The following is a 16,828-nucleotide window of genomic DNA, read 5'->3' on the forward strand; positions in this document are numbered from 1 at the left end:
GCGCGGGCCCCGCCGAGCGTGGCTAGCGTGGCCAGAGAACACGTCATCGAATCGGAAGTGGGAGTCACCGTCATGGCCGCACGACCTGAAGGCACGCCGGTCTGGACCGACGCGATGTTCACCGACGTCGAGGGCGCGAAGACGTTCTACGGCGATGTGCTCGGCTGGACCTTCGGCGAGTCCTCCTCGGAATTCGGCAACTACACGCAGGCGTACAGGAACGGGAAGGCGGTCGCCGCCGTCGTGCCGCCGATGCCGGGGCAGGACGGGGAGCCGCAGTCGGCCTGGTGTCTGTACTTCGCCTCGCCGGACGTCGCGGCGACGGCGGAGAAGATCCGGGGCGCGGGCGGCACCGTCCTGATGGAGCCGATGCAGGTCGGCGACTTCGGCTCCATGTGTCTCGCGCAGGATCCCTCGGGCGTCACGTTCGGTGTCTGGCAGGCCGGTGCGCACGAGGGCTTCGAGCGGGAGGGCGAGCCCGGTGCGTACGCCTGGGCCGAGGTCTTCACCCGGGAGCCGGCGAAGGCCGACGCCTTCTTCACCGAGGTCTTCGGCTTCGGTTCCAAGAAGATCAAGGACGAGCACATGGACTACCGGGTCTTCGATCTGGGCGGTCCCCGGCCGGTGCTCGGGCGGATGGTGATGTCGGACGAGGACTTTCCGGCGGAGATCCCCTCGTACATCCAGATCTACTTCGCGGTCGACAACTGCGACAAGGCGGTCGAGCGGGCCGAGGCGCTCGGCGGGCGGAAGGTGTTCGGTCCGATGGACAGCCCCTTCGGCCGGTTCGCGGCGATCGTGGATCCGCAGGGCGCCGCCTTCGCGGTGATCGACGAGAGGACGACCGTCGGGGACATGCCCGAGTTCGAGTGAGCGGTGCGGCGCGGCGCCACGGGGCGCCGCGCCGCCGTGCGTCAGGCGCTGTCGCGGACGGCCACGATGCCGTTGAAGACGCCCACGTAGGCGGTGCCGTCGGGGCCGATGGTGATCGGCGCCCAGTTGTTGTCGTAGGACAGACCGGTGCCGGTGAACCGCGAGAAGGCGCGCTGTCCGGTGCGGAAGTCGACGGCCGTGAGGTACCAGGCGTCGATGCCCCAGAAGTTGGGGCGCTTCTCGTAGAAGTAGAGCAGTCCGTTGGCGGTGGAGAGCTTCGGGACCGTGGAGGGCGAGCGGACGTCGCTCTCCCAGACGGTGTCGCAGCCGCTGCCGTCGGCGCGGACGTCGATCCGGGTCGCGCCGCCGACGACGCTGCGGCCGAGGAGGAGCGTACTCGGGTTCTCGTAGCCGTAGTTGTTCTCGACGACGAGGCTGTTGCCCCAGCTGATCAGGGAGTTGTCGGTGGTGGAGGCGCCGGAGCCGAAGACCGGCACCTTGCAGACGAGCCGCTCGGCGGCGGGCACGCCGTCACCCCGGCGGTAGACGAGGACGTTCATGCGGTCGTCGGCGTTGTCGGTGATGGCGACGTACTGGTCCTCGGTGCCGAAGAGGTCGGGGGTGGTGCCCGAACCCTGGTTCACCGAGCCGGGCTTGGTGCCGGTCCCCCGGTCGTACGTCTCGCGCCACCGGACCCGCGGGACGCCGTCGGCGTCGGCGCGGAAGCTGTACAGCGCGTGGTCGGTGACGATGGAGACGCCGTCCTCGGCGACGGAGAAGGAGTTCTGGATCTCCTCGCCGTCGAGCCGGACCACGCGCAGGGCGCCCGTCGCGGGGTCGACGGTGCCGACGCGGCCGAGGCGGGTCACCCACCAGATGCGGCCGTCCCAGTCCGGCATGACGGAGGTGACGGGGTCACAGACGCCGCTGGGGAAGAGGTTGGTCCAGCTGACGCAGTCGTGCGGGACGAGCGAGGTGAGGTCCCAGTCGTTCTCGACGGTGAACTCCCAGGCTCCGTCGGCCTTCTGACGGTGGGCGATGCGCAGGACGTGCTGCCGGGAGTCGGCGAGGACGACCCGGTCCTGGTCGTCGAGGTAGAAGTAGGCGCCGCCGGAGGTGTCCTTGAAGATCTTCTCGAAGTCGAGGCGGGTGATGGCCTCGACGGTGGAGGAGCGCTGCGGCAGCTTGTACTCGGCGAGGGTGGCCAGGGTGCGCGGGTCGAGCAGCTTCAGGAGGAAGCCGCTGAAGGTGCCGCAGACGGTGACGAGGCGACCGCCGGCGTCGAAGGTGACGGTGGCGCACTCGCCGCCGACGGCGGCGATCTTCTCGCTGGTGACCCGCGGGTCGCGCCCGAGCGGCCCGGACCAGGGGTAGGTGCCGCTGCCCGCGCCGTCCGCGTGCATGCCGCTGCGGCCGTTGGGGGCGAGGTACGGGTGCTGTGCGGGGCCCTTGCCGGGCACGGGCCGCGCGATGGCGGGGGCGCCCTCGTAATGGTCGACGAGGCGGAAGCCGGGGGCGAGGGGTATCTCCTCGGCCTGGGCAACGGGCGCGGAGCCCGCCAGGAGGGTCGCCGCGAGCGCGGTGATCAGCGCGAACGCGCGTGCTCGTCTGCGGGGCGGTGGGGTGGTCACAACAGCTCCTCATGGTCCTGACATGTGCGCGCCAGCGGCTGACGGTAGGCGGGAGCGGATGAGAAGTACATGGAACTGCCCCCGCTTTCATGCGCCGTTCACGAGCGGACCGAAAGACGCCCCTGACCGGGGCCGATCATGGTGGGGCGACCGGCGTGGGCCACCTCCTCAAGGAACGCGTGGCCCGCACCTCCGAGTTCGTGGACGCGCTGCGCCGGCATGTCGGTGAGCGGCTCGGGGGCGCAGGAGTAGATGGCCCGCTCGATCGCCTCGTGGGGGCGTACGGCGAGGTCGAGACGGCGGGTGACCGGGGCGGGCGAGGTCGCGGCGAGTCCCGGCAGGCCTCGCCGGGGCGGGGCGATCGCGCTCTCCCCCGGATCGGGGGTTCGGTTGTCCGAACCCCCGGCGGGGCGGTCAGGGCCTGAGGCTGGAGACCACATTGGCGGTGGCGGCGACGCCGTTGTGGATGGTGGGCGCCATGCTGGTGCCGGCGAGGAAGAAGCCGAGCAGGGCGCAGACGAGGGCGTGGGTGACCTTCAGGCCGCCGTTCCGCAGGAAGATCACGGCCAGCACCAGGAGCAGCACCACGACAGAAATGGAAACGGCCATCGTTCTCACGTCCCTCCGTCGCCGCACCGGAATTGCGGCGTTCGGCGGACAGTGTGGCGGAATGCGCGGTCCGTCCGGGCGTATGGCGGGGCGGCCATTCGGGTGAGATCCGGTCAGGGCACGGTGGCCAGGCAGTCCTTCCATTCGACCGTACGTTCGCACCAGCGGTTCAGCAGGACGCGGTCGTGGCCGACGGCGAGGAGGCCTGCGCCGGTCTCGGCGCGGTAGGTCTCGACGGCGGCGACGAGGGCCGCGGTGGTGGAGGCGTCGAGCATGGCGGTCATCTCGTCGCAGATCAGCCAGCGGGGACGCAGCGTCAGGGCGCGGGCCAGGCAGGCCCGTTGGAGCTGGCCGTCGCTGACCTCGTGGGGGGCGGCGGCCGAGGAGGTCGGGGGTGAGGCCGACGGCCGGGGCGAGGGCGGCGACCCGTTCGGCGGCCTCGTCGCGGCGGCCGGTGGCGCGCAGGGGTTCGGCGATCAGTTCGGTGAGGGGGAGCCGGGGGTCGGCGGCGGCGCGGGGCTGCTGGAAGACGACACCGACGGCGGTGCGCTGCTCGCGCGGGGCGCGGTGCCGCCGGTCCCGTACCTCGGTGCCGTCGAGGACGAGCCGGCCCGCGTCGGGGCGGTGCAGGAGGGCGGCGACCCGGGCGAGGGTGGATTTGCCGCAGCCGCTGGGGCCGAGCAGGCCGACGGACTCGCCGGGTGCGAGGGTGAGGGAGGCGTCCCGGAAGACGGGGCTGCGGCGCTCGTATCCGGCGGTGACGGAGTCGAGTTCAAGCACGGGGCTGCTCCGGGTGGCGGCAGGCCACGCCGGCCGTGGCTTCGGGGCGGGTGGCGCAGCGGGTGGTGGCTCGGGGGCAGCGCGGGGCGAAGGTCGCAGCCCTCGGGCAGGGCGGACAGCTCGGGCGGCATGCCGGGGATCGGGGTGAAGGCCCGGTCGGGCAGGGCGGCGAGGAGGCCGCGGGCGTAGGGGTGGCGGGGCCCGGTGGGGCCGAAGAAGCGGTGGGCGGGGGCGATTTCGACGATCCGGCCCGCGTACATGACGGCGACGCGGTCGGCGACGCGTGCGGCGGCGGCCAGGTCGTGGGTGATGAGGAGCAGGGCGCGGCCGTCGTCGGTGTGGCGGCGCAGCGCGTCGACGGTGTGGTCGACGAGGTCGCGGTCGAGGCCGGTGGTGGGTTCGTCGGCGAGCAGCAGCCGGGCGTCGCCGATGAGGGCGAGGGCGGTGGCGGCGCGCTGGGCGGAGCCGCCGGAGAGTTCGTGCGGGTACCGGTCGAGGTGTCCGGCGGGGAACGCGGCCCGGTCGGCGGCGTCCTCGGCCACCTTGCGGCGCCCGCGTCGTGCCGCCGGTCGACGGCGAGGTCGAGCGCGCGGCGGACGGCGGTGTCGCCCGCGACCCGGTGGTGGATTCGGTTAGCTCGATCGTGTGGCGGGCTTGTGGTGTCGTGGGCTGATCGGGTCAGCGTGGCCGTGCGAGGTCTCGGGCTCGTAGGCGATGCCGACGACCACGGAATCCTAGGCTCCGCCGGAGCCGCCCGCGGGGGAGCCGGGCTTCGGGCAGGCCGCGGTCGCGAGGGTGAGCGCCCGCGTGAGCGTCGCGGCGGTCGCGGGGCGAACGGATCGGGCGGCAACGTGTCCGCACCCCTGGAGGGTGCGGACACGGCGGCCCATTACCGTGGCGCCGGAAGGTCCATCAGCGCGGCGATCGCGTCCTGGTGCCGGCCCGCCGAACCGAGCGCGATCTGGTCCGACTTGGCCCGCTTCAGCGCCAGGTGCGCCGGGTGCTCCCAGGTCATCCCGATGCCGCCGTGCAGCTGCACGCACTCCTCCGCTGCGCGGACGGCGACCTTCGAGCAGTAGGCCTGGGCGACCGCCACGGTGAGCGCCGCGTCCGGGCTGCCGGTGGCGAGGGCGTCGGCGGCGGCGCGGGCCGCGGCCCTGGCCCCGACGACGTCCAGCCAGAGCTGGGCCATGCGGTGCTTCAGGGCCTGGAAGGAGCCGACGGGCCGGTTGAACTGGTGGCGCTCGCGGGTGTGACGGACCGTCTCCTCCAGGCACCACTCGGCGAGACCGAGCTGCTCGGAGGCGAGCAGTCCGGCCCCGGCGAGTAGGCCTCGCCGGACGGCCGCGCGGGCCTCGTCCGCACCGGCGAGGCGGGTGCCGCTCCCGGGCCGTGGGGTGACGCGGGCCGGCGGACGGGTGAGGTCGAGCGGGGTCTGCGGCTCGACCGCCGCCTCTCCGGCCGGAACGGCGTACAGGCCGTCGGCGCGCGGGACGAGGAGGACGTCGGCCGCGACGGCGTCGGCGACGCCCGCCACCGTGGGGGCGGGCAGCGGTTCCGCGTCCGGTGCGGTCGACAGGGGCACGGCGAGCACCGCGACCGTCCGGCCGCTCGCGAGCTCCGCCAGGAGCTCGACCGCCGGGCCCTCACCCTCCCCCGCCAGGCCGAGCAGCGTCTCCGTGGCCACCACCGCGCTCGTGAGGTACGGCAGCGGGGTCACCGCGCGGCCCAGCTCCTCCAGGACCACGGCGGCCTCGCGGTGGCTCGCGCCCTGGCCGCCGAGCTTCTCGGGGACGAGGAGTCCGGCGGTGCCGATGTCGCCCGCGAGGGACTTCCAGAGGCCGGGGACGTACGGGTCGTCCGTCTCGATCCGGTCCAGCAGGATCTGGTGGCCGGCCCGGTCGGCGAGCAGGGCGCGGACCGCCGCCCGCAGGTCGTCCTCGGTCTCGGAGTACAGCAGATCGGTCTGCGCTGTCATCGGGCCAGATCCTTCCAGGCGACGTCCTTGTCGTTGCGGGGCTCCGGGGGCAGGCCGAGGACCCGCTCGGCGACGATGTTGAGGAGCACCTCGCTGGTCCCGCCCTCGATCGAGTTGCCCTTGGAGCGCAGGTAGCGGTAGCCGGCGTCGCGGCCGGTGAAGTCGACGAGTTCGGGGCGGCGCATCTCCCACTCCCCGTACAACAGGCCCTCGTCGCCGAGGAGTTCGACCTCCAGGCCGCTGATGGCCTGGTTGAGCCGGGCGAAGCCGAGCTTCATCGCGCTGCCCTCGGGGCCGGGCTGTCCGGCGACGAGCTGCTGGCGGAGGCGCTCGCCGGTGAGCCGGGCGACCTCGGCGTCGACCCAGAGGTCGAGGAGGCGGCGGTGCAGCTCGTGCGTGCGCAGCTCGGGGCGCTCGCGCCAGGTCGTGGCGAGCTTTCCGATCATGCCGCCCTCGCGGGGGATGCGGGCGCCGCCGATGGAGACCCGCTCGTTCATGAGGGTGGTCTGGGCGACCCGCCAGCCGTCGCCGACCTCGCCGAGGCGGTGGGCGTCGGGGATGCGGACTCCGGTGAGGAAGACCTCGTTGAACTCGGCCTCGCCGGTGATCTGGCGCAGCGGCCGGACCTCGACGCCGGGGTCGGTCATGTCGCAGACGAAGTAGGTGATGCCCCGGTGCTTCGGCGCGTCCGGGTCGGTGCGGGCGATGAGGATGGCCCAGCGCGCGATGTGGGCGCTGGAGGTCCACACCTTCTGCCCGTCGATCACCCAGTCCTCGCCGTCACGGACGGCGCGGGTGCCGAGGGCGGCGAGGTCGGAGCCCGCCCCGGGCTCGCTGAAGAGCTGGCACCAGACCTCCTCGCCGACCCAGAGGGGCCGCAGGAAGCGGGACTTGACCTCGTTGGAGCCGTACGCGAGGAGGGTGGGGGCGGCCATGCCGAGGCCGATGCCGATCCGGCGCGGGTCGTTGTCGGGGGCGCCCGCGGCGGCGAGTTCGGCGTCGACGACGGCCTGGAGCGCGCGGGGCGCGTCGAGTCCGCCGAGGCCCACGGGGTAGTGCACCCAGGCGAGTCCGGCGTCGAAGCGGGCCTTCAGGAAGTCGGTGCGGTCGGTCGTGGCGGGCGGATGCTCCGCGAGCAACTGCCGGGTGCGGGAGCGGAGTTCCTCGGCGTCGGTCATGCGTGGACTCCTTCCGGAAGGACGACCAGGCGACCGGTGGTGGTGCCGTCGGCAACGCGCTGGACGGCGTCGGCCGCGCCCGCGAAGGGGACGCGCTCGCCGATGAGGGGCTTGATGAGGCCCTTCGCCGCGTAGGCGGTCAGGGTCTCGTGGCAGCGGCCGATCGAGGCCGGGTCCTTCGCCGCGTACAGGCCCCAGTGGAGGCCGAGGACCGAGTAGTTCTTCACCAGGGCGTGGTTGAGGGCGGGGGCGGGGACGGTGCCGCTCGCGAAGCCGACGATCACGATCCGGCCCTCGAAGGCGACGCACTTGGCGGACTGCTGGTAGGCCTCGCCGCCGACCGGGTCGTAGATCACGTCGGCGCCCCGGCCGCCGGTGGCGGCCTTGACGGCGGCGACGACGTCCTCGGAGCGGCGGTCGATCACCAGGTCGCAGCCGAGGGCGCGGGCGACGGCCGCCTTCTCCGGGCCGCCCACGACGCCGATGACGGTGGCGCCGGCGGCCTTGCCGAGCTGGACGGCGGCGCTGCCGACGCCGCCGGCCGCCGCGTGGACGAGCAGGGTCTCGCCCTCCTTCAGGGCGGCGCGGCGGTGCAGGCCGAACCAGCCGGTCTGGTAGCCGATGTGCAGCGCGGCGGCCTCGGCGTCGTCGAGCGCGTCGGGCGCGGGCAGGAGCCCGGCCGCGTCGGCGAGGGTGTACTCGGCGAAGCCGCCGTGCGGGAGGGCTGCGGTGGTGATGACCCGGCGCCCGTCCTCGGTCTCGGCGCAGACCTCGACGCCCGGGGTGAAGGGCAGCGGGGGCCGCACCTGGTAGTGGCCGCGGCAGAGCAGCGCGTCGGGGAAGTTGACGTTCGCGGCGCGGACCCGGAGGAGGACCTGGCCTTCGCCGGGGGTGGGCGGTTCCACCTCCTCGCGGCGCATCACCGCGCCCGGTTCGCCGTTCTCGTACACACGCCATGCCTGCATCCGGAATGCCTCCTCCGTACCGAGCGGTCGGTGGCATACTAAGCGGTCGCTTGCTCCTTGCGGAACCGGCTCAGCCGGACTTCTTGGGGCGTGCCCGTACGTGCATCCGCTCCCCCTGCGGGCCGAACAGGCTCAGGAACTCCACCGGCCCGTCCCCGGCCGGTCCGAACCAGTGCGGGACGCGCGTGTCGAACTCGGCGGCCTCGCCGGCGGCGAGCACGACGTCGTGCTCGCCCAGGACGAGCCGGAGCTTCCCGGAGAGCACGTACAGCCACTCGTACCCCTCGTGCACCCGGGGCTCCGGGGACTCGTGCGCCTTCTCCTGGATCACCTTGTACGCCTGGAGCCCGCCCGGCTGCCGGGTCAGCGGGTACATCGTCCGGCCGTGGCGCACGATGGGCTTCGCCTTCACCCGGGGATCACCCACCGGCGGGGCGCCGACCAGCTCGTCGAGGGGCACCTGATGGGCGCGGGCGAGCGGCAGGAGCAGTTCGAGGCTGGGCTTGCGCTGCCCGGACTCCAGCCGGGAGAGGGTGCTCACGGAGATGCCGGTCGCGACGGAGAGCTCGGCGAGGGTCACCCCGCGGTCGCGGCGGACACGGCGGAGCCGGGGGCCGACCTCCGTCAGGACGGCGTCGATGCGGTCGTCTTCGGTCATAGGTCCAGTGTTGCAGAAACGGCAAGGTTCTTTGCAGGTGTGACTGGATCCGGCCGATGCTTCAGCACATGAACGCACAGACGGACGAAACGTACGACGCGCTGGTGATCGGGGGCGGCGCCGCCGGGCTCAGCGCGGCGCTGATCATGGGCCGCTCGCGGCTGCGCACCCTGGTCGTCGACGCGGGCGAGCCCCGCAACGCGCCGGCGGCCCACATGCACGGGGTCCTCTCCCGCGACGGGATGAGCCCCGCCGACTACCTGGCGGCCGGCCGGCGCGAGCTCGCCACGTACGGTGTGGGCGTCCGGGACGGCCGGGTCACCGGCGCGACACCGGACGGCGACGGCTTCCTCGCGTCCCTGGCGGACGGCACGCGCGTGCGTGCCCGACGCCTCGTGGTGACGACCGGACTCGTCGACGAGCTGCCGGAGATCGACGGGGTGGCCGAGCGCTGGGGCCGGGACGTGGTGCACTGCCCGTACTGCCACGGCTGGGAGGTCCGCGACCTGCCCTTCGGTGTGATCGCGCACCCCACGATGCCCGCGCACCAGGCGCTGATGGTCTCGCGATGGTCCAAGGACGTCATGCTGTTCCTGCACACGGCGGGCGAGCTGTCCGCCCGGGACGCGGCCCTGCTCGACGCGGCCGGGGTCGAGGTCGTGGCCGGCGAGATCGCCGGGCTCGCCGTCGAGGACGACCGGCTGACCGGCGTCCGGCTCACCGACGGACGGATCGTCCCGCGTTCGGTGGTCTTCGTCGGGGCGCGGCGTCTCGCGGCACGGGACGGGGTACTGAGGGAGCTGGGCGCGGAGCTGCGCGAGAGCCCGTTCGGGGAGTTCGTCGCGGTCGACGAGACGGGCCGGACGAGTGTGCCCGGCGTATGGGCGGCCGGGAACGTCACGGGCCCGCAGGAGCAGGTCGTCAACGCGGTGAGCCGGGGCTACCGGGCGGGCGTGACGATCAGCAACGAGTTGCTGTTCGCGGATCTGGAAGCGGCGGCCCGTCGGCCGGCCGGATGAAAGAGGCCGTTTGGGGCTGCGCCGCGCGGGCCGGCGGGTGACGATCGGCCATGGTGACCACATTCGGCCACGGACGACGCAAGGACGGGACACCACCCATGCTCGGTACGCAGTTCACCAAGGGCTCCCCCAACTGGATCGACCTCGGCAGCCCCGACACCGAAGCCGCCGCCGCGTTCTACGGCGCCGTCTTCGGCTGGGACTTCCGGTCGGCGGGCCCGGACGCCGGAGGCTACGGCTTCTTCCAGCAGGACGGCGACACGGTCGGCGCCCTGGGGCCGCTCGACGAGGGCGCGAAGAGCGCCTGGACGGTGTACTTCCAGACCCCGGACGCGGACGCGACCCAGGAGGCCGCCAAGCAGGCGGGCGGCACCGTGCGCGTCGATGCCTTCGACGTCATGGACGCGGGCCGCATGGCCTGCCTCACGGACCCGGCCGGCGCCGAGTTCGCCGTCTGGCAGCCGGGGAAGGTGAAGGGCCTGGACCGCACCTCCGCCACCAACACCCTCCTCTGGGCCGAACTGCACGTCCCCGACCCGGAGTCCACCCTCGGCTTCTACCGGACCCTCTTCGACTGGCGCTGGTCGCTGATGGACGCGCCCGGCATGACCTACCGGGTGATCTCCACCGCCGAGGGCGACCAGGAGGACGCCTCCTTCGGAGGCGCGGCCGAGCTCCAGGAAGGGATGGCGCCCTCCTGGATCCCCTACTTCACGGTGGAGGACCCCGACGCGGTCAGCCGCACGGCCCAGGGCGGCGGCGGCTCGGTCGTCATGCCCGCCGCCGACGTCCCCGACGTGGGCCGCATCGCCTGGCTCGCCGACCCGTTCGGCGCGGTCTTCGCGGTGATGAAGCCGAACCCGAGGGCCTGATCCGCCGCCCCTCGCCTCAGTGGCTGCGCGCGCGCAGCCGCTGAGCGCCGAGCAACAGGGCGTCCCAGCAGCCGATGGTCTCGGGTATGGGCAGCAGCTCCGCGATCGTCCGGTCCGCGTGCCGGACGAGGAGCAGGCTGCCCTCGGCCTCCGTCAGCAGGACCTCGGACCAGGGATGGCTCCAGAGCCGGTCGGCCCCGTCCCACAACTGAAGACCCCGGTTGGTCACGCGCAGCGCGAAACGGCCGGTGTCCGTCGGCCTGCTCGGACGTCCGTCCACCACGGGAGGACGGACGTCGTACGTGCTCAGCACGGTCTCGCCCGGTGCGAGCGCCACCTCGCGGACGCCGGTCACCCGGCCGCTCCGCATGCCGCCCCAGGTGCCGAGGACGCCGAGGGCCAGCAGGGCGCATCCGCCCAGCCACCAGGACCACGCGGACTCCAGGAGCAACTTCACCGCCCCGTGCGGGACATAGGCGGCCGTCAAGATCACCGGCGCCACCACTCCGCCGATCCCGCCGCCGACCGCGCCCCGCACCGTCCTTCGGCGGATCAGCCGCTCCCGCTCGTCGGCCGTCGTCCCGGCCGTCTGCCGCGAACCGTTGTGCGCCATCCACCCACCCCCGTGGAACAAGGACCGCCCCGACCGACCTCAGCGGCCGAAGAGTTCGAACGTCACCGCCGGACGGCCGCCGAAGCGGCCCGAGGCGCGGGCCGTCGCCGTGGTCAGGAAGTCGCGGACGTACTTCTCCGGGTCCTCGTCCGTCAGGGCCTCGATGTAGGCACGGTGGCAGAGGAGGGAGCGGATCGCGCGGTCCAGGCCCGGGGTCGCGTCGATCGCGTGGGTCGGGGTGCTGGAGGCGGCGACGGCGACCCAGCGGACGCCGTTCCAGGGCTCCAGGCCCTGCTCGGTCAGTTCGGGGAAGATCCAGCGGTTTCCGGCGTCGGCGGCCGCGTCGAGGGTGGCCCGGCCGACGGCCAGGTGGTCCGGGGTGTTCCAGGGGGCGCCCGGCCCCCCGCCCCAGGTGTCGCGGTGGTTGAGGGTGATCACGAGTTCCGGACGGTGGCGGCGGATCGCGGCCGCGATGTCACGGCGAAGCCCGAGCCCGTACTCGATCACGCCGTCGCGGTGGTCGAGGAACTCGACGGTCCCGACGCCGACGACGGCGGCGCTGTCCCGCTGCTCCCGCTCGCGCAGCGGCCCGCAGACGTCGGGGGCGAGGGTGTCGATGCCGGCCTCGCCGCGGGTCGCGAGGACGTACGTGACCTCCTTCCCCGCGTCCGTCCAGGCGGCGACGGCCGCCGCGCAGCCGTACTCCAGGTCGTCGGGGTGGGCGACGACGGCGAGCGCGCGCGTCCAGTCGCCGGGCATCTCCAGGAGGTCCTGGGCATCCGTCTCGATCATGAGCGCAGGATACGGGTCGCCTCCGACACCGTCGGGCGGAAGGCTCCGGCGAGGATGACCGAGCGTGAGATGTGGCGCGGGCGGTCGGGGTTGAGGCCGCGCCGGCCCGCGAGGGCGACCGCGAGCCGCTGCGCGCGGACCAGCGCCGCGACCGGGTCGATCGCGTCGGCGGCGAACAGGGCGCCCGTGGACTCCACTTCTTCCCGGAGCCCGGAGGGGGCGGGGCCCAGGCAGCAGACCAGGCTCGCCCGGTCGCTGATGCTGATCGGGCCGTGCCGGTACTCCATCGCCGCGTACGACTCCGTCCAGGCGCGGGCCACTTCGCGCAGCTTGAGCGCCGCCTCGTCGGCGAGGCCGACGGTCCAGCCGGTGCCGAGGAAGGTGAACTGGCCGCGCCGCTCCCAGGCGGCGGGCAGCTGCTCGTACAGGACGAGTTCGGCGTCGGCGATCGCCGGTCCGAGGTCCACCCCGAGTCCGGCGCGCAGGAGTTGGAGGGCCGTGGTGGCGAACCGGGTCTGGACGACCGAGCGTTCGTCGGCGAAGCCGAGGTCCACGATCCGGTCGGCGAGCCGTCCGGCGGGGCTGTCGGGGACGCCGGTGACGACGAGCGTCGGGACGCGGCCGGCGGCGCGGGCCAGCAGGTCCACGACCTCCGTGGTGGTGCCGGAGCGGGTGAGGGCGACGATCCGGTCGTAGCCGCGGCCGAGCGGGGTCGTGTCGGAGGCGGGGAACGCGTCGGTCTCGCCCGCGCCGAGGGACTCCCGGAGGGCGGCGTAGGCGCGGGCGATGAAGTACGAGGTGCCGCAGCCGACGACCGCGACGCGCTCGCCGCGGGCCGGCAGCAGACCGGAGTCGCGGTCGGCGATCTCGGCGGCGCGGCGCCAGCAGTCGGGCTGGCCGGCGATCTCCGCGCTGACGTGGGTGCTCATGGTCCGGGTCCTCTCCTCACAGGGGCCCTTCACGGGTCCGGACCGAGTTGTATCCGTGCGCGACCAGAGCACACCATGAGCAATCCGTACTCACCGCTTGGACTTTTGCGCGGCTGCCCCTGTCACGGCTCCCCCGTCACAGCTCTCCCGTCACGACTCCCCCGTCACGGCACTCCCGTCACGGCTCTCCCGTCACGACTCCCCCGTCACGGCACTCCCGTCACGGCACTCCCGTCACACCTCTCCCTTCGCCGCTCTCCCCGTCGCCTCGCCCTGCGCCCGTCCGCCGCAGGAGGCGCGGACGACCAGGCGCGGTCTCAGCTGCACCTGGTGGAGCGGTGCCGCGTCCCCCTCGGCGAGCCGCCGCAGCAGGATCTGCCCGGCGAGACGGCCCAGCTGGTACTTGGGGGGCGAGACGGCCGTCAGCGGGGTCTCCGCGACATCGGCGAACTCGTTGTCGTAGCTGATCAGGGCGAGGTCCTCGGGCACCCGCAGCCCGGCGCGGCGGGCCGCTCCGAGCATCAGGGCGGCCTCCCGGTCGCCGAAGCAGAGCGCTGCGGTGACGCCGGCGGCGCGCAGCGCGGCGAGCGCCCGGTCGGCCCGGTCCGGGTCCCAGCGGTCCCTCACGTCCCGCTCGTGCGGCGGAGCGGCGGGCAGTCCGAGGTCGGTGAGGGCGCGGGCGAAGCCGGACTCGATGGGAGCCGTGGTCGGCGCGTCGGTGCGGGCGACGAGCCCGAGCCGTTCGTGCCCGAGGGCCCGCAGGTGGCGGACGGCGTCGTAGGCGCCGCCCTCGTGGTCGGTGCAGACGTGCTCGGTGGGGTCGCCGGGGCCGTGGGCGGCCAGCCGGCGTTCGACGAGGACGGCGGGGACGGGCAGGGCGAGGAGCTCCTCGGCGCGCCGTCCCGGGTCGGTGGCGGTGTGCAGGCTGGGGACGAGGAGGAGGCCGTGGACCCCGGCGGAGAGGAGCCGCTCGACGGCGGCGTCCTCCTCGGCGGGGTCGTACTGCGAGCAGGCGAGGACGAGCCGGGCGCCGGCCGCCGCGAGTTCCCGCTCGATGCCCTGGAGGACGCGCGGGTAGTAGTAGGTGGTGTCGGGGACGAGGACGCCGACGATCCGCCGGTCGGCCCGGTCGTTCTCGGGCCGGTGGGCGGAGAAGGTCCCCGCGCCCTGGCGGCGCTCGACGAGGCCGAGGGCGACGAGGTCCTCGTAGGCGCGGCGGACGGTGGTGACGGACAGGCCCGTCTCGGTGGCGAGGGCGCGCTCGGTGGGGAGCTTGCTGCCGGGGGGCCAGGTGCCGTCGAGGATGCCGCGCCGCAGCTCGGCCATGAGGGCCCGGAACTTCAGCTCCCGGCCGGAGGCCGGGGTCTCGCGTGCCGCCATCCGGGCCCCTTCGCGCAGGCCGGGGTCCATGCCCCGGGGTCATTGCTGATCGATTGCGCGCCGAATCCTATGACGTGTGCCCTCAGATCTCGTTTCGGGAGAGGGAGAGCAGTCGGTCGAGGACGCGCGGTCCGCCGGCCCGTACCCCGTCGTGCTCGAACTCGTCGGTCACCCAGGTCCGCAGTCCGCGCACGGAGCGCGCGGTTTCCAGGGAGTGCGCGGTGTCGACGTACATGTCGTCCTGGTAGACGGCGGCCGCCACCGGGACCTCGTTGGCGGCGAGCCGCTCGGGGTCGTACAGCGGGGCCCAGTCGGCGCGCGCGGCGAGCAGTTCGGCGGTCTCGCGGAGCGGGCGCAGGGCGGGGTCGGTGGTGAAGTGCCAGGGGTGGACGGTCTCGCCGGTGAAGAGCAGGGGCGCGCCCTCGGCGAGCGCCGTGCGGGCGTCGAACTCGGGGTGCCCGGCGCGGACCCGTTCGGCGGCCCAGTCGGTGGGGCCCTGCCCCTGGGCGTAGATGGCCTCGTGGAGGACGGCGTACAGCGGGTGTCCGGCGTACGAGAGATGGGCCTGGACCTGCTCGAGGAAGGCGTCGGCGAGGGCGGGACCGCCCGGGGTGGGCACGAAGGCGCCCTCCAGGAGCAGATGCAGCTGGTGGGTGCCGTCGCCGGAGCCGAGGAGGATGCCGAGGGACTGGAAGGCCTCGGCGGTCAGGAGGCCGCCGCCGGGGAGGGTGACCTCGTGGTCGAGGAGGTGGGCGGCGATCGCGCGGGCCCGTTCGGCGTCCTGCGGGTAGCGGGCGAAGTGGGCCTCGTTCTTGCGCCGGATGCGGGGGTACGCGGCGCGGTAGACCTCGTCGGCGGTGGCGTCCAGGGAGGGCAGGCCGCCGGTGACGAGGACCCGCTCCAGGCCCTCGGGGGCGGTGCTGAGGTAGTGGGTGGCGCAGAAGCCGCCGAAGCTCTGGCCCAGGACGGTCCAGGGGGCGCCGCCGGTGAGCCGGCGGCGGATCAGCTCGCAGTCCCCGACGATGGAGTCGGCGCGGAAGTGCGCCAGGTACGCGGCCTGCTCGGCCGGGCCTCCGCGCAGCGGCAGGGTCTGGCGGTTGGCAGGGGTGGAGCGGCCGGTGCCGCGCTGGTCGAGGAGGAGGACGCGGAACTCCTGCACGGCGCGGCCGAGCCAGGCCTGCGGGCCGATGAAACGGCGGGCGCCGAACCCGGGCCCGCCCTCCAGGTAGACCAGCCAGGGGAGCTGCTCGCGGCCCGACCGGTCCTTGTCGCTCGCGACGACCTCACGGCCGAAGACCTCGATGCGCTCGCCGTCGGGGCGGGCGTGGTCGAGGGGGACGGGGAACCGGTGGTCGGTGAGGACGAGGCCCGGCTGGCGGTAGGTGGTCAACGCTGCTCCTGCTCCTGTTCGGTACGCCCCCGCGAGGACAGTGGATCACACGGAGTGCGGGGTTCATCGGCGTGGGAGGAGTCCCTTCTCCGTGAGGTGGTTGCGTGCCACGTCCTCCGGGAGCCGCCGCCAGCTGTCGACCTGTTCGTTGAGGTGCGCGAGGTCGGCGGTGGTGAGGACCGTGTTGAGGCGGGCGAGCGCGCGGGTGACGCGCTCGTTCCCGGCGCGGGCGCGGTTGACGACGGGGACGATGAAGTCGGCGTTCTGCAGGTGCTTGTCGTCGTCGAGCAGCACGAGCCCGAACGCGTCGAGCGTGGCGTCGGTGGTCGTGGTGAGGACCAGCTGGTCCTGGCCGCTCTGCACGGCCTGTTTGGCCTGGGTGGTGCCGACGCCCTTGGGGTCGACGGCCGTCACGTCGATGCCGTAGACCTCCTTCAGGCCGGGGGCGCAGTAGGGCCGCCGGACGCACTCGTCGCCGGCCGCGAGGCGGATGGGCAGCCGGGCGGCGCCGAGGTCGCTGAGGGTCTTCAGGCGGTGCTCGGCCGCGTAGGCGGCGGTGACGGCGAAGGCGTTCTGGTCGACGGCGCGGCCGGGGTCGAGGACCGTGAGCCCGCGCGGTCCCGCTAGGGCGCGGAGGGCCGTCATGGTCCTGGGCAGGTCGGGCGAGCCGACGGTCGGTGCGTCCGCCCCGTGGGCCTTGGCGTTCAGCCAGTCGGCGAAGGTCGCCGCGTACTCCGGCACGACGTCGATCTGCCCCTGCTCCAGGGCCGGCGCGTACAGCTCGCGGTTGGTGACGGAGAGGATCCTGGTGCGGTACCCGGCGTCCTGGAGCAGCAGTGCGTACATCTGGGCCAGGAGGTCGCTCTCGGTGAACCCGGCCGAGCCGACGACCAGCCGCTGTCCGTCGCCCGGCTGTCCGGTGACGGCGTCCCGGTCCTCCAGCGCCGGGCCGGCGGTGCAGCCGGGGAGGGCGCCGCAGAGCAGCAGGGCGAGGCACAGGGCGGCGGGCCGGGTCACGTGCCGCTTCCCGTGGACCGCGCCGAACGCCTTCACGTCCCGCTTCCCGTCGACCGCGCCGAACGCCTTCACGTCCCGCTTCCCCTCGACCGCGCCGAACGCCTTCACGTCCCGCTCCCCGTCGACCGCGCCGAACGCCTTCAC

At 73.8% G+C, this 16,828-nt stretch carries 16 protein-coding genes and 2 pseudogenes; 3 read left to right on the top strand and 15 right to left on the bottom strand.

Going from position 1 to position 16,828, the window contains the following annotated elements:
• The first annotated feature begins 72 nt into the window (after nucleotides 1–72).
• Nucleotides 73–873 (top strand): VOC family protein, encoded by an 801-nt coding sequence (locus ACF07V_RS08365; protein ID WP_392152320.1) that lies wholly within the window; start codon nucleotides 73–75, stop codon nucleotides 871–873.
• Nucleotides 874–914: 41 nt separating this feature from the next.
• Here ACF07V_RS08365 and ACF07V_RS08370 read toward each other — a convergent pair whose 3' ends face one another.
• From ACF07V_RS08370 to ACF07V_RS08410, 9 genes and pseudogenes are all read right to left on the bottom strand, one after another.
• Entirely contained in the window at nucleotides 915–2,504 is a 1,590-nt protein-coding gene (locus ACF07V_RS08370; protein WP_392152322.1) for a hypothetical protein, read from the bottom strand.
• 98 nt (nucleotides 2,505–2,602) lie between these two features.
• Nucleotides 2,603–2,944, bottom strand: a complete 342-nt coding sequence (locus ACF07V_RS08375) for a hypothetical protein (RefSeq protein ID WP_392152324.1) — start codon at nucleotides 2,942–2,944, stop codon at nucleotides 2,603–2,605.
• Nucleotides 2,919–3,113: a hypothetical protein gene (locus tag ACF07V_RS08380; protein ID WP_030690730.1), complete on the bottom strand. Its 195-nt coding sequence runs from the start codon at nucleotides 3,111–3,113 to the stop codon at nucleotides 2,919–2,921. The genes ACF07V_RS08375 and ACF07V_RS08380 overlap by 26 nt, the downstream gene beginning before the upstream one ends.
• 113 nt (nucleotides 3,114–3,226) lie before the next feature.
• Nucleotides 3,227–3,893: pseudogene (locus tag ACF07V_RS08385) on the bottom strand (ABC transporter ATP-binding protein).
• Nucleotides 3,886–4,441 (bottom strand): annotated as a pseudogene (locus ACF07V_RS08390) (oligopeptide/dipeptide ABC transporter ATP-binding protein); the annotation flags it as partial. The pseudogenes ACF07V_RS08385 and ACF07V_RS08390, both read right to left, overlap by 8 nt.
• Nucleotides 4,442–4,782: 341 nt before the next feature.
• Nucleotides 4,783–5,871, bottom strand: a complete 1,089-nt coding sequence (locus tag ACF07V_RS08395; protein ID WP_392152325.1) for an acyl-CoA dehydrogenase family protein — start codon at nucleotides 5,869–5,871, stop codon at nucleotides 4,783–4,785.
• On the bottom strand, nucleotides 5,868–7,049 hold the full coding sequence (locus ACF07V_RS08400; RefSeq protein ID WP_392152327.1) for an acyl-CoA dehydrogenase family protein: 1,182 nt from the start codon (nucleotides 7,047–7,049) through the stop codon (nucleotides 5,868–5,870). The genes ACF07V_RS08395 and ACF07V_RS08400 overlap by 4 nt, the downstream gene beginning before the upstream one ends.
• Complete coding sequence (locus ACF07V_RS08405) at nucleotides 7,046–8,014, bottom strand: NADPH:quinone oxidoreductase family protein (protein WP_392152329.1); 969 nt, start codon at nucleotides 8,012–8,014, stop codon at nucleotides 7,046–7,048. Before ACF07V_RS08405 ends, ACF07V_RS08400 begins: the two co-directional genes overlap by 4 nt.
• Nucleotides 8,015–8,084: 70 nt before the next feature.
• The gene (locus ACF07V_RS08410; RefSeq protein WP_392152330.1) at nucleotides 8,085–8,672 is read right to left on the bottom strand and encodes a helix-turn-helix domain-containing protein; all 588 of its coding nucleotides are present in this window, start codon (nucleotides 8,670–8,672) and stop codon (nucleotides 8,085–8,087) included.
• Nucleotides 8,673–8,740: 68 nt separating this feature from the next.
• Between ACF07V_RS08410 and ACF07V_RS08415 the strand changes: the two genes are divergently transcribed.
• Together ACF07V_RS08415 and ACF07V_RS08420 are read left to right on the top strand one after the other, a co-directional pair.
• Nucleotides 8,741–9,691: an NAD(P)/FAD-dependent oxidoreductase gene (locus ACF07V_RS08415; RefSeq protein ID WP_392152332.1), complete on the top strand. Its 951-nt coding sequence runs from the start codon at nucleotides 8,741–8,743 to the stop codon at nucleotides 9,689–9,691.
• Nucleotides 9,692–9,789: 98 nt separating this feature from the next.
• Nucleotides 9,790–10,563 carry a VOC family protein gene (locus tag ACF07V_RS08420; RefSeq protein ID WP_392152333.1) on the top strand — a complete coding sequence of 258 codons (774 nt, stop codon included), beginning with the start codon at nucleotides 9,790–9,792 and terminating at the stop codon, nucleotides 10,561–10,563.
• A 16-nt stretch (nucleotides 10,564–10,579) separates the two neighbouring features.
• On the opposite strand, the gene ACF07V_RS08425 is transcribed toward ACF07V_RS08420, so the two are convergent.
• The 6 genes from ACF07V_RS08425 to ACF07V_RS08450 all read right to left on the bottom strand — a co-directional run bounded on the left by ACF07V_RS08425 (nucleotide 10,580) and on the right by ACF07V_RS08450 (nucleotide 16,684).
• Nucleotides 10,580–11,176: a hypothetical protein gene (locus ACF07V_RS08425; RefSeq protein ID WP_392152335.1), complete on the bottom strand. Its 597-nt coding sequence runs from the start codon at nucleotides 11,174–11,176 to the stop codon at nucleotides 10,580–10,582.
• A 39-nt stretch (nucleotides 11,177–11,215) separates the two neighbouring features.
• A complete protein-coding gene (locus tag ACF07V_RS08430) occupies nucleotides 11,216–11,968 on the bottom strand; it encodes a PIG-L deacetylase family protein (protein ID WP_392152337.1) in 753 nt (250 codons plus the stop codon).
• A complete protein-coding gene (locus ACF07V_RS08435; RefSeq protein WP_392152339.1) occupies nucleotides 11,965–12,897 on the bottom strand; it encodes an SIS domain-containing protein in 933 nt (310 codons plus the stop codon). The genes ACF07V_RS08430 and ACF07V_RS08435 overlap by 4 nt, the downstream gene beginning before the upstream one ends.
• A gap of 234 nt (nucleotides 12,898–13,131) precedes the next feature.
• Entirely contained in the window at nucleotides 13,132–14,277 is a 1,146-nt protein-coding gene (locus tag ACF07V_RS08440; protein WP_392152341.1) for a substrate-binding domain-containing protein, read from the bottom strand.
• 82 nt (nucleotides 14,278–14,359) lie between these two features.
• Nucleotides 14,360–15,667 carry an alpha/beta fold hydrolase gene (locus ACF07V_RS08445; RefSeq protein ID WP_392152342.1) on the bottom strand — a complete coding sequence of 436 codons (1,308 nt, stop codon included), beginning with the start codon at nucleotides 15,665–15,667 and terminating at the stop codon, nucleotides 14,360–14,362.
• Between the two features lie 63 nt (nucleotides 15,668–15,730).
• Entirely contained in the window at nucleotides 15,731–16,684 is a 954-nt protein-coding gene (locus tag ACF07V_RS08450; protein WP_392152389.1) for an ABC transporter substrate-binding protein, read from the bottom strand.
• Nucleotides 16,685–16,828 lie beyond the last annotated feature (144 nt).

This window comes from Streptomyces sp. NPDC015661, assembly GCF_043077765.1.
In the GTDB taxonomy this organism is placed as follows: Bacteria; Actinomycetota; Actinomycetes; order Streptomycetales; family Streptomycetaceae; genus Streptomyces.

Excerpts from the sequence above, each read along its gene's own strand:
- ACF07V_RS08400 (WP_392152327.1), bottom strand. The coding sequence starts at position 7,049 with ATGACCGACGCCGAGGAACTCCGCTCCCGCACCCGGCAGTTGCTCGCG.
- ACF07V_RS08425 (WP_392152335.1), bottom strand. The coding sequence starts at position 11,176 with ATGGCGCACAACGGTTCGCGGCAGACGGCCGGGACGACGGCCGACGAG.
- ACF07V_RS08380 (WP_030690730.1), bottom strand. The coding sequence starts at position 3,113 with ATGGCCGTTTCCATTTCTGTCGTGGTGCTGCTCCTGGTGCTGGCCGTG.
- ACF07V_RS08440 (WP_392152341.1), bottom strand. The coding sequence starts at position 14,277 with ATGGCGGCACGCGAGACCCCGGCCTCCGGCCGGGAGCTGAAGTTCCGG.
- ACF07V_RS08395 (WP_392152325.1), bottom strand. The coding sequence starts at position 5,871 with ATGACAGCGCAGACCGATCTGCTGTACTCCGAGACCGAGGACGACCTG.
- ACF07V_RS08430 (WP_392152337.1), bottom strand. The coding sequence starts at position 11,968 with ATGATCGAGACGGATGCCCAGGACCTCCTGGAGATGCCCGGCGACTGG.
- ACF07V_RS08375 (WP_392152324.1), bottom strand. The coding sequence starts at position 2,944 with ATGTGGTCTCCAGCCTCAGGCCCTGACCGCCCCGCCGGGGGTTCGGAC.
- ACF07V_RS08420 (WP_392152333.1), top strand. The coding sequence starts at position 9,790 with ATGCTCGGTACGCAGTTCACCAAGGGCTCCCCCAACTGGATCGACCTC.
- ACF07V_RS08405 (WP_392152329.1), bottom strand. The coding sequence starts at position 8,014 with ATGCAGGCATGGCGTGTGTACGAGAACGGCGAACCGGGCGCGGTGATG.
- ACF07V_RS08365 (WP_392152320.1), top strand. The coding sequence starts at position 73 with ATGGCCGCACGACCTGAAGGCACGCCGGTCTGGACCGACGCGATGTTC.
- ACF07V_RS08435 (WP_392152339.1), bottom strand. The coding sequence starts at position 12,897 with ATGAGCACCCACGTCAGCGCGGAGATCGCCGGCCAGCCCGACTGCTGG.
- ACF07V_RS08415 (WP_392152332.1), top strand. The coding sequence starts at position 8,741 with ATGAACGCACAGACGGACGAAACGTACGACGCGCTGGTGATCGGGGGC.
- ACF07V_RS08410 (WP_392152330.1), bottom strand. The coding sequence starts at position 8,672 with ATGACCGAAGACGACCGCATCGACGCCGTCCTGACGGAGGTCGGCCCC.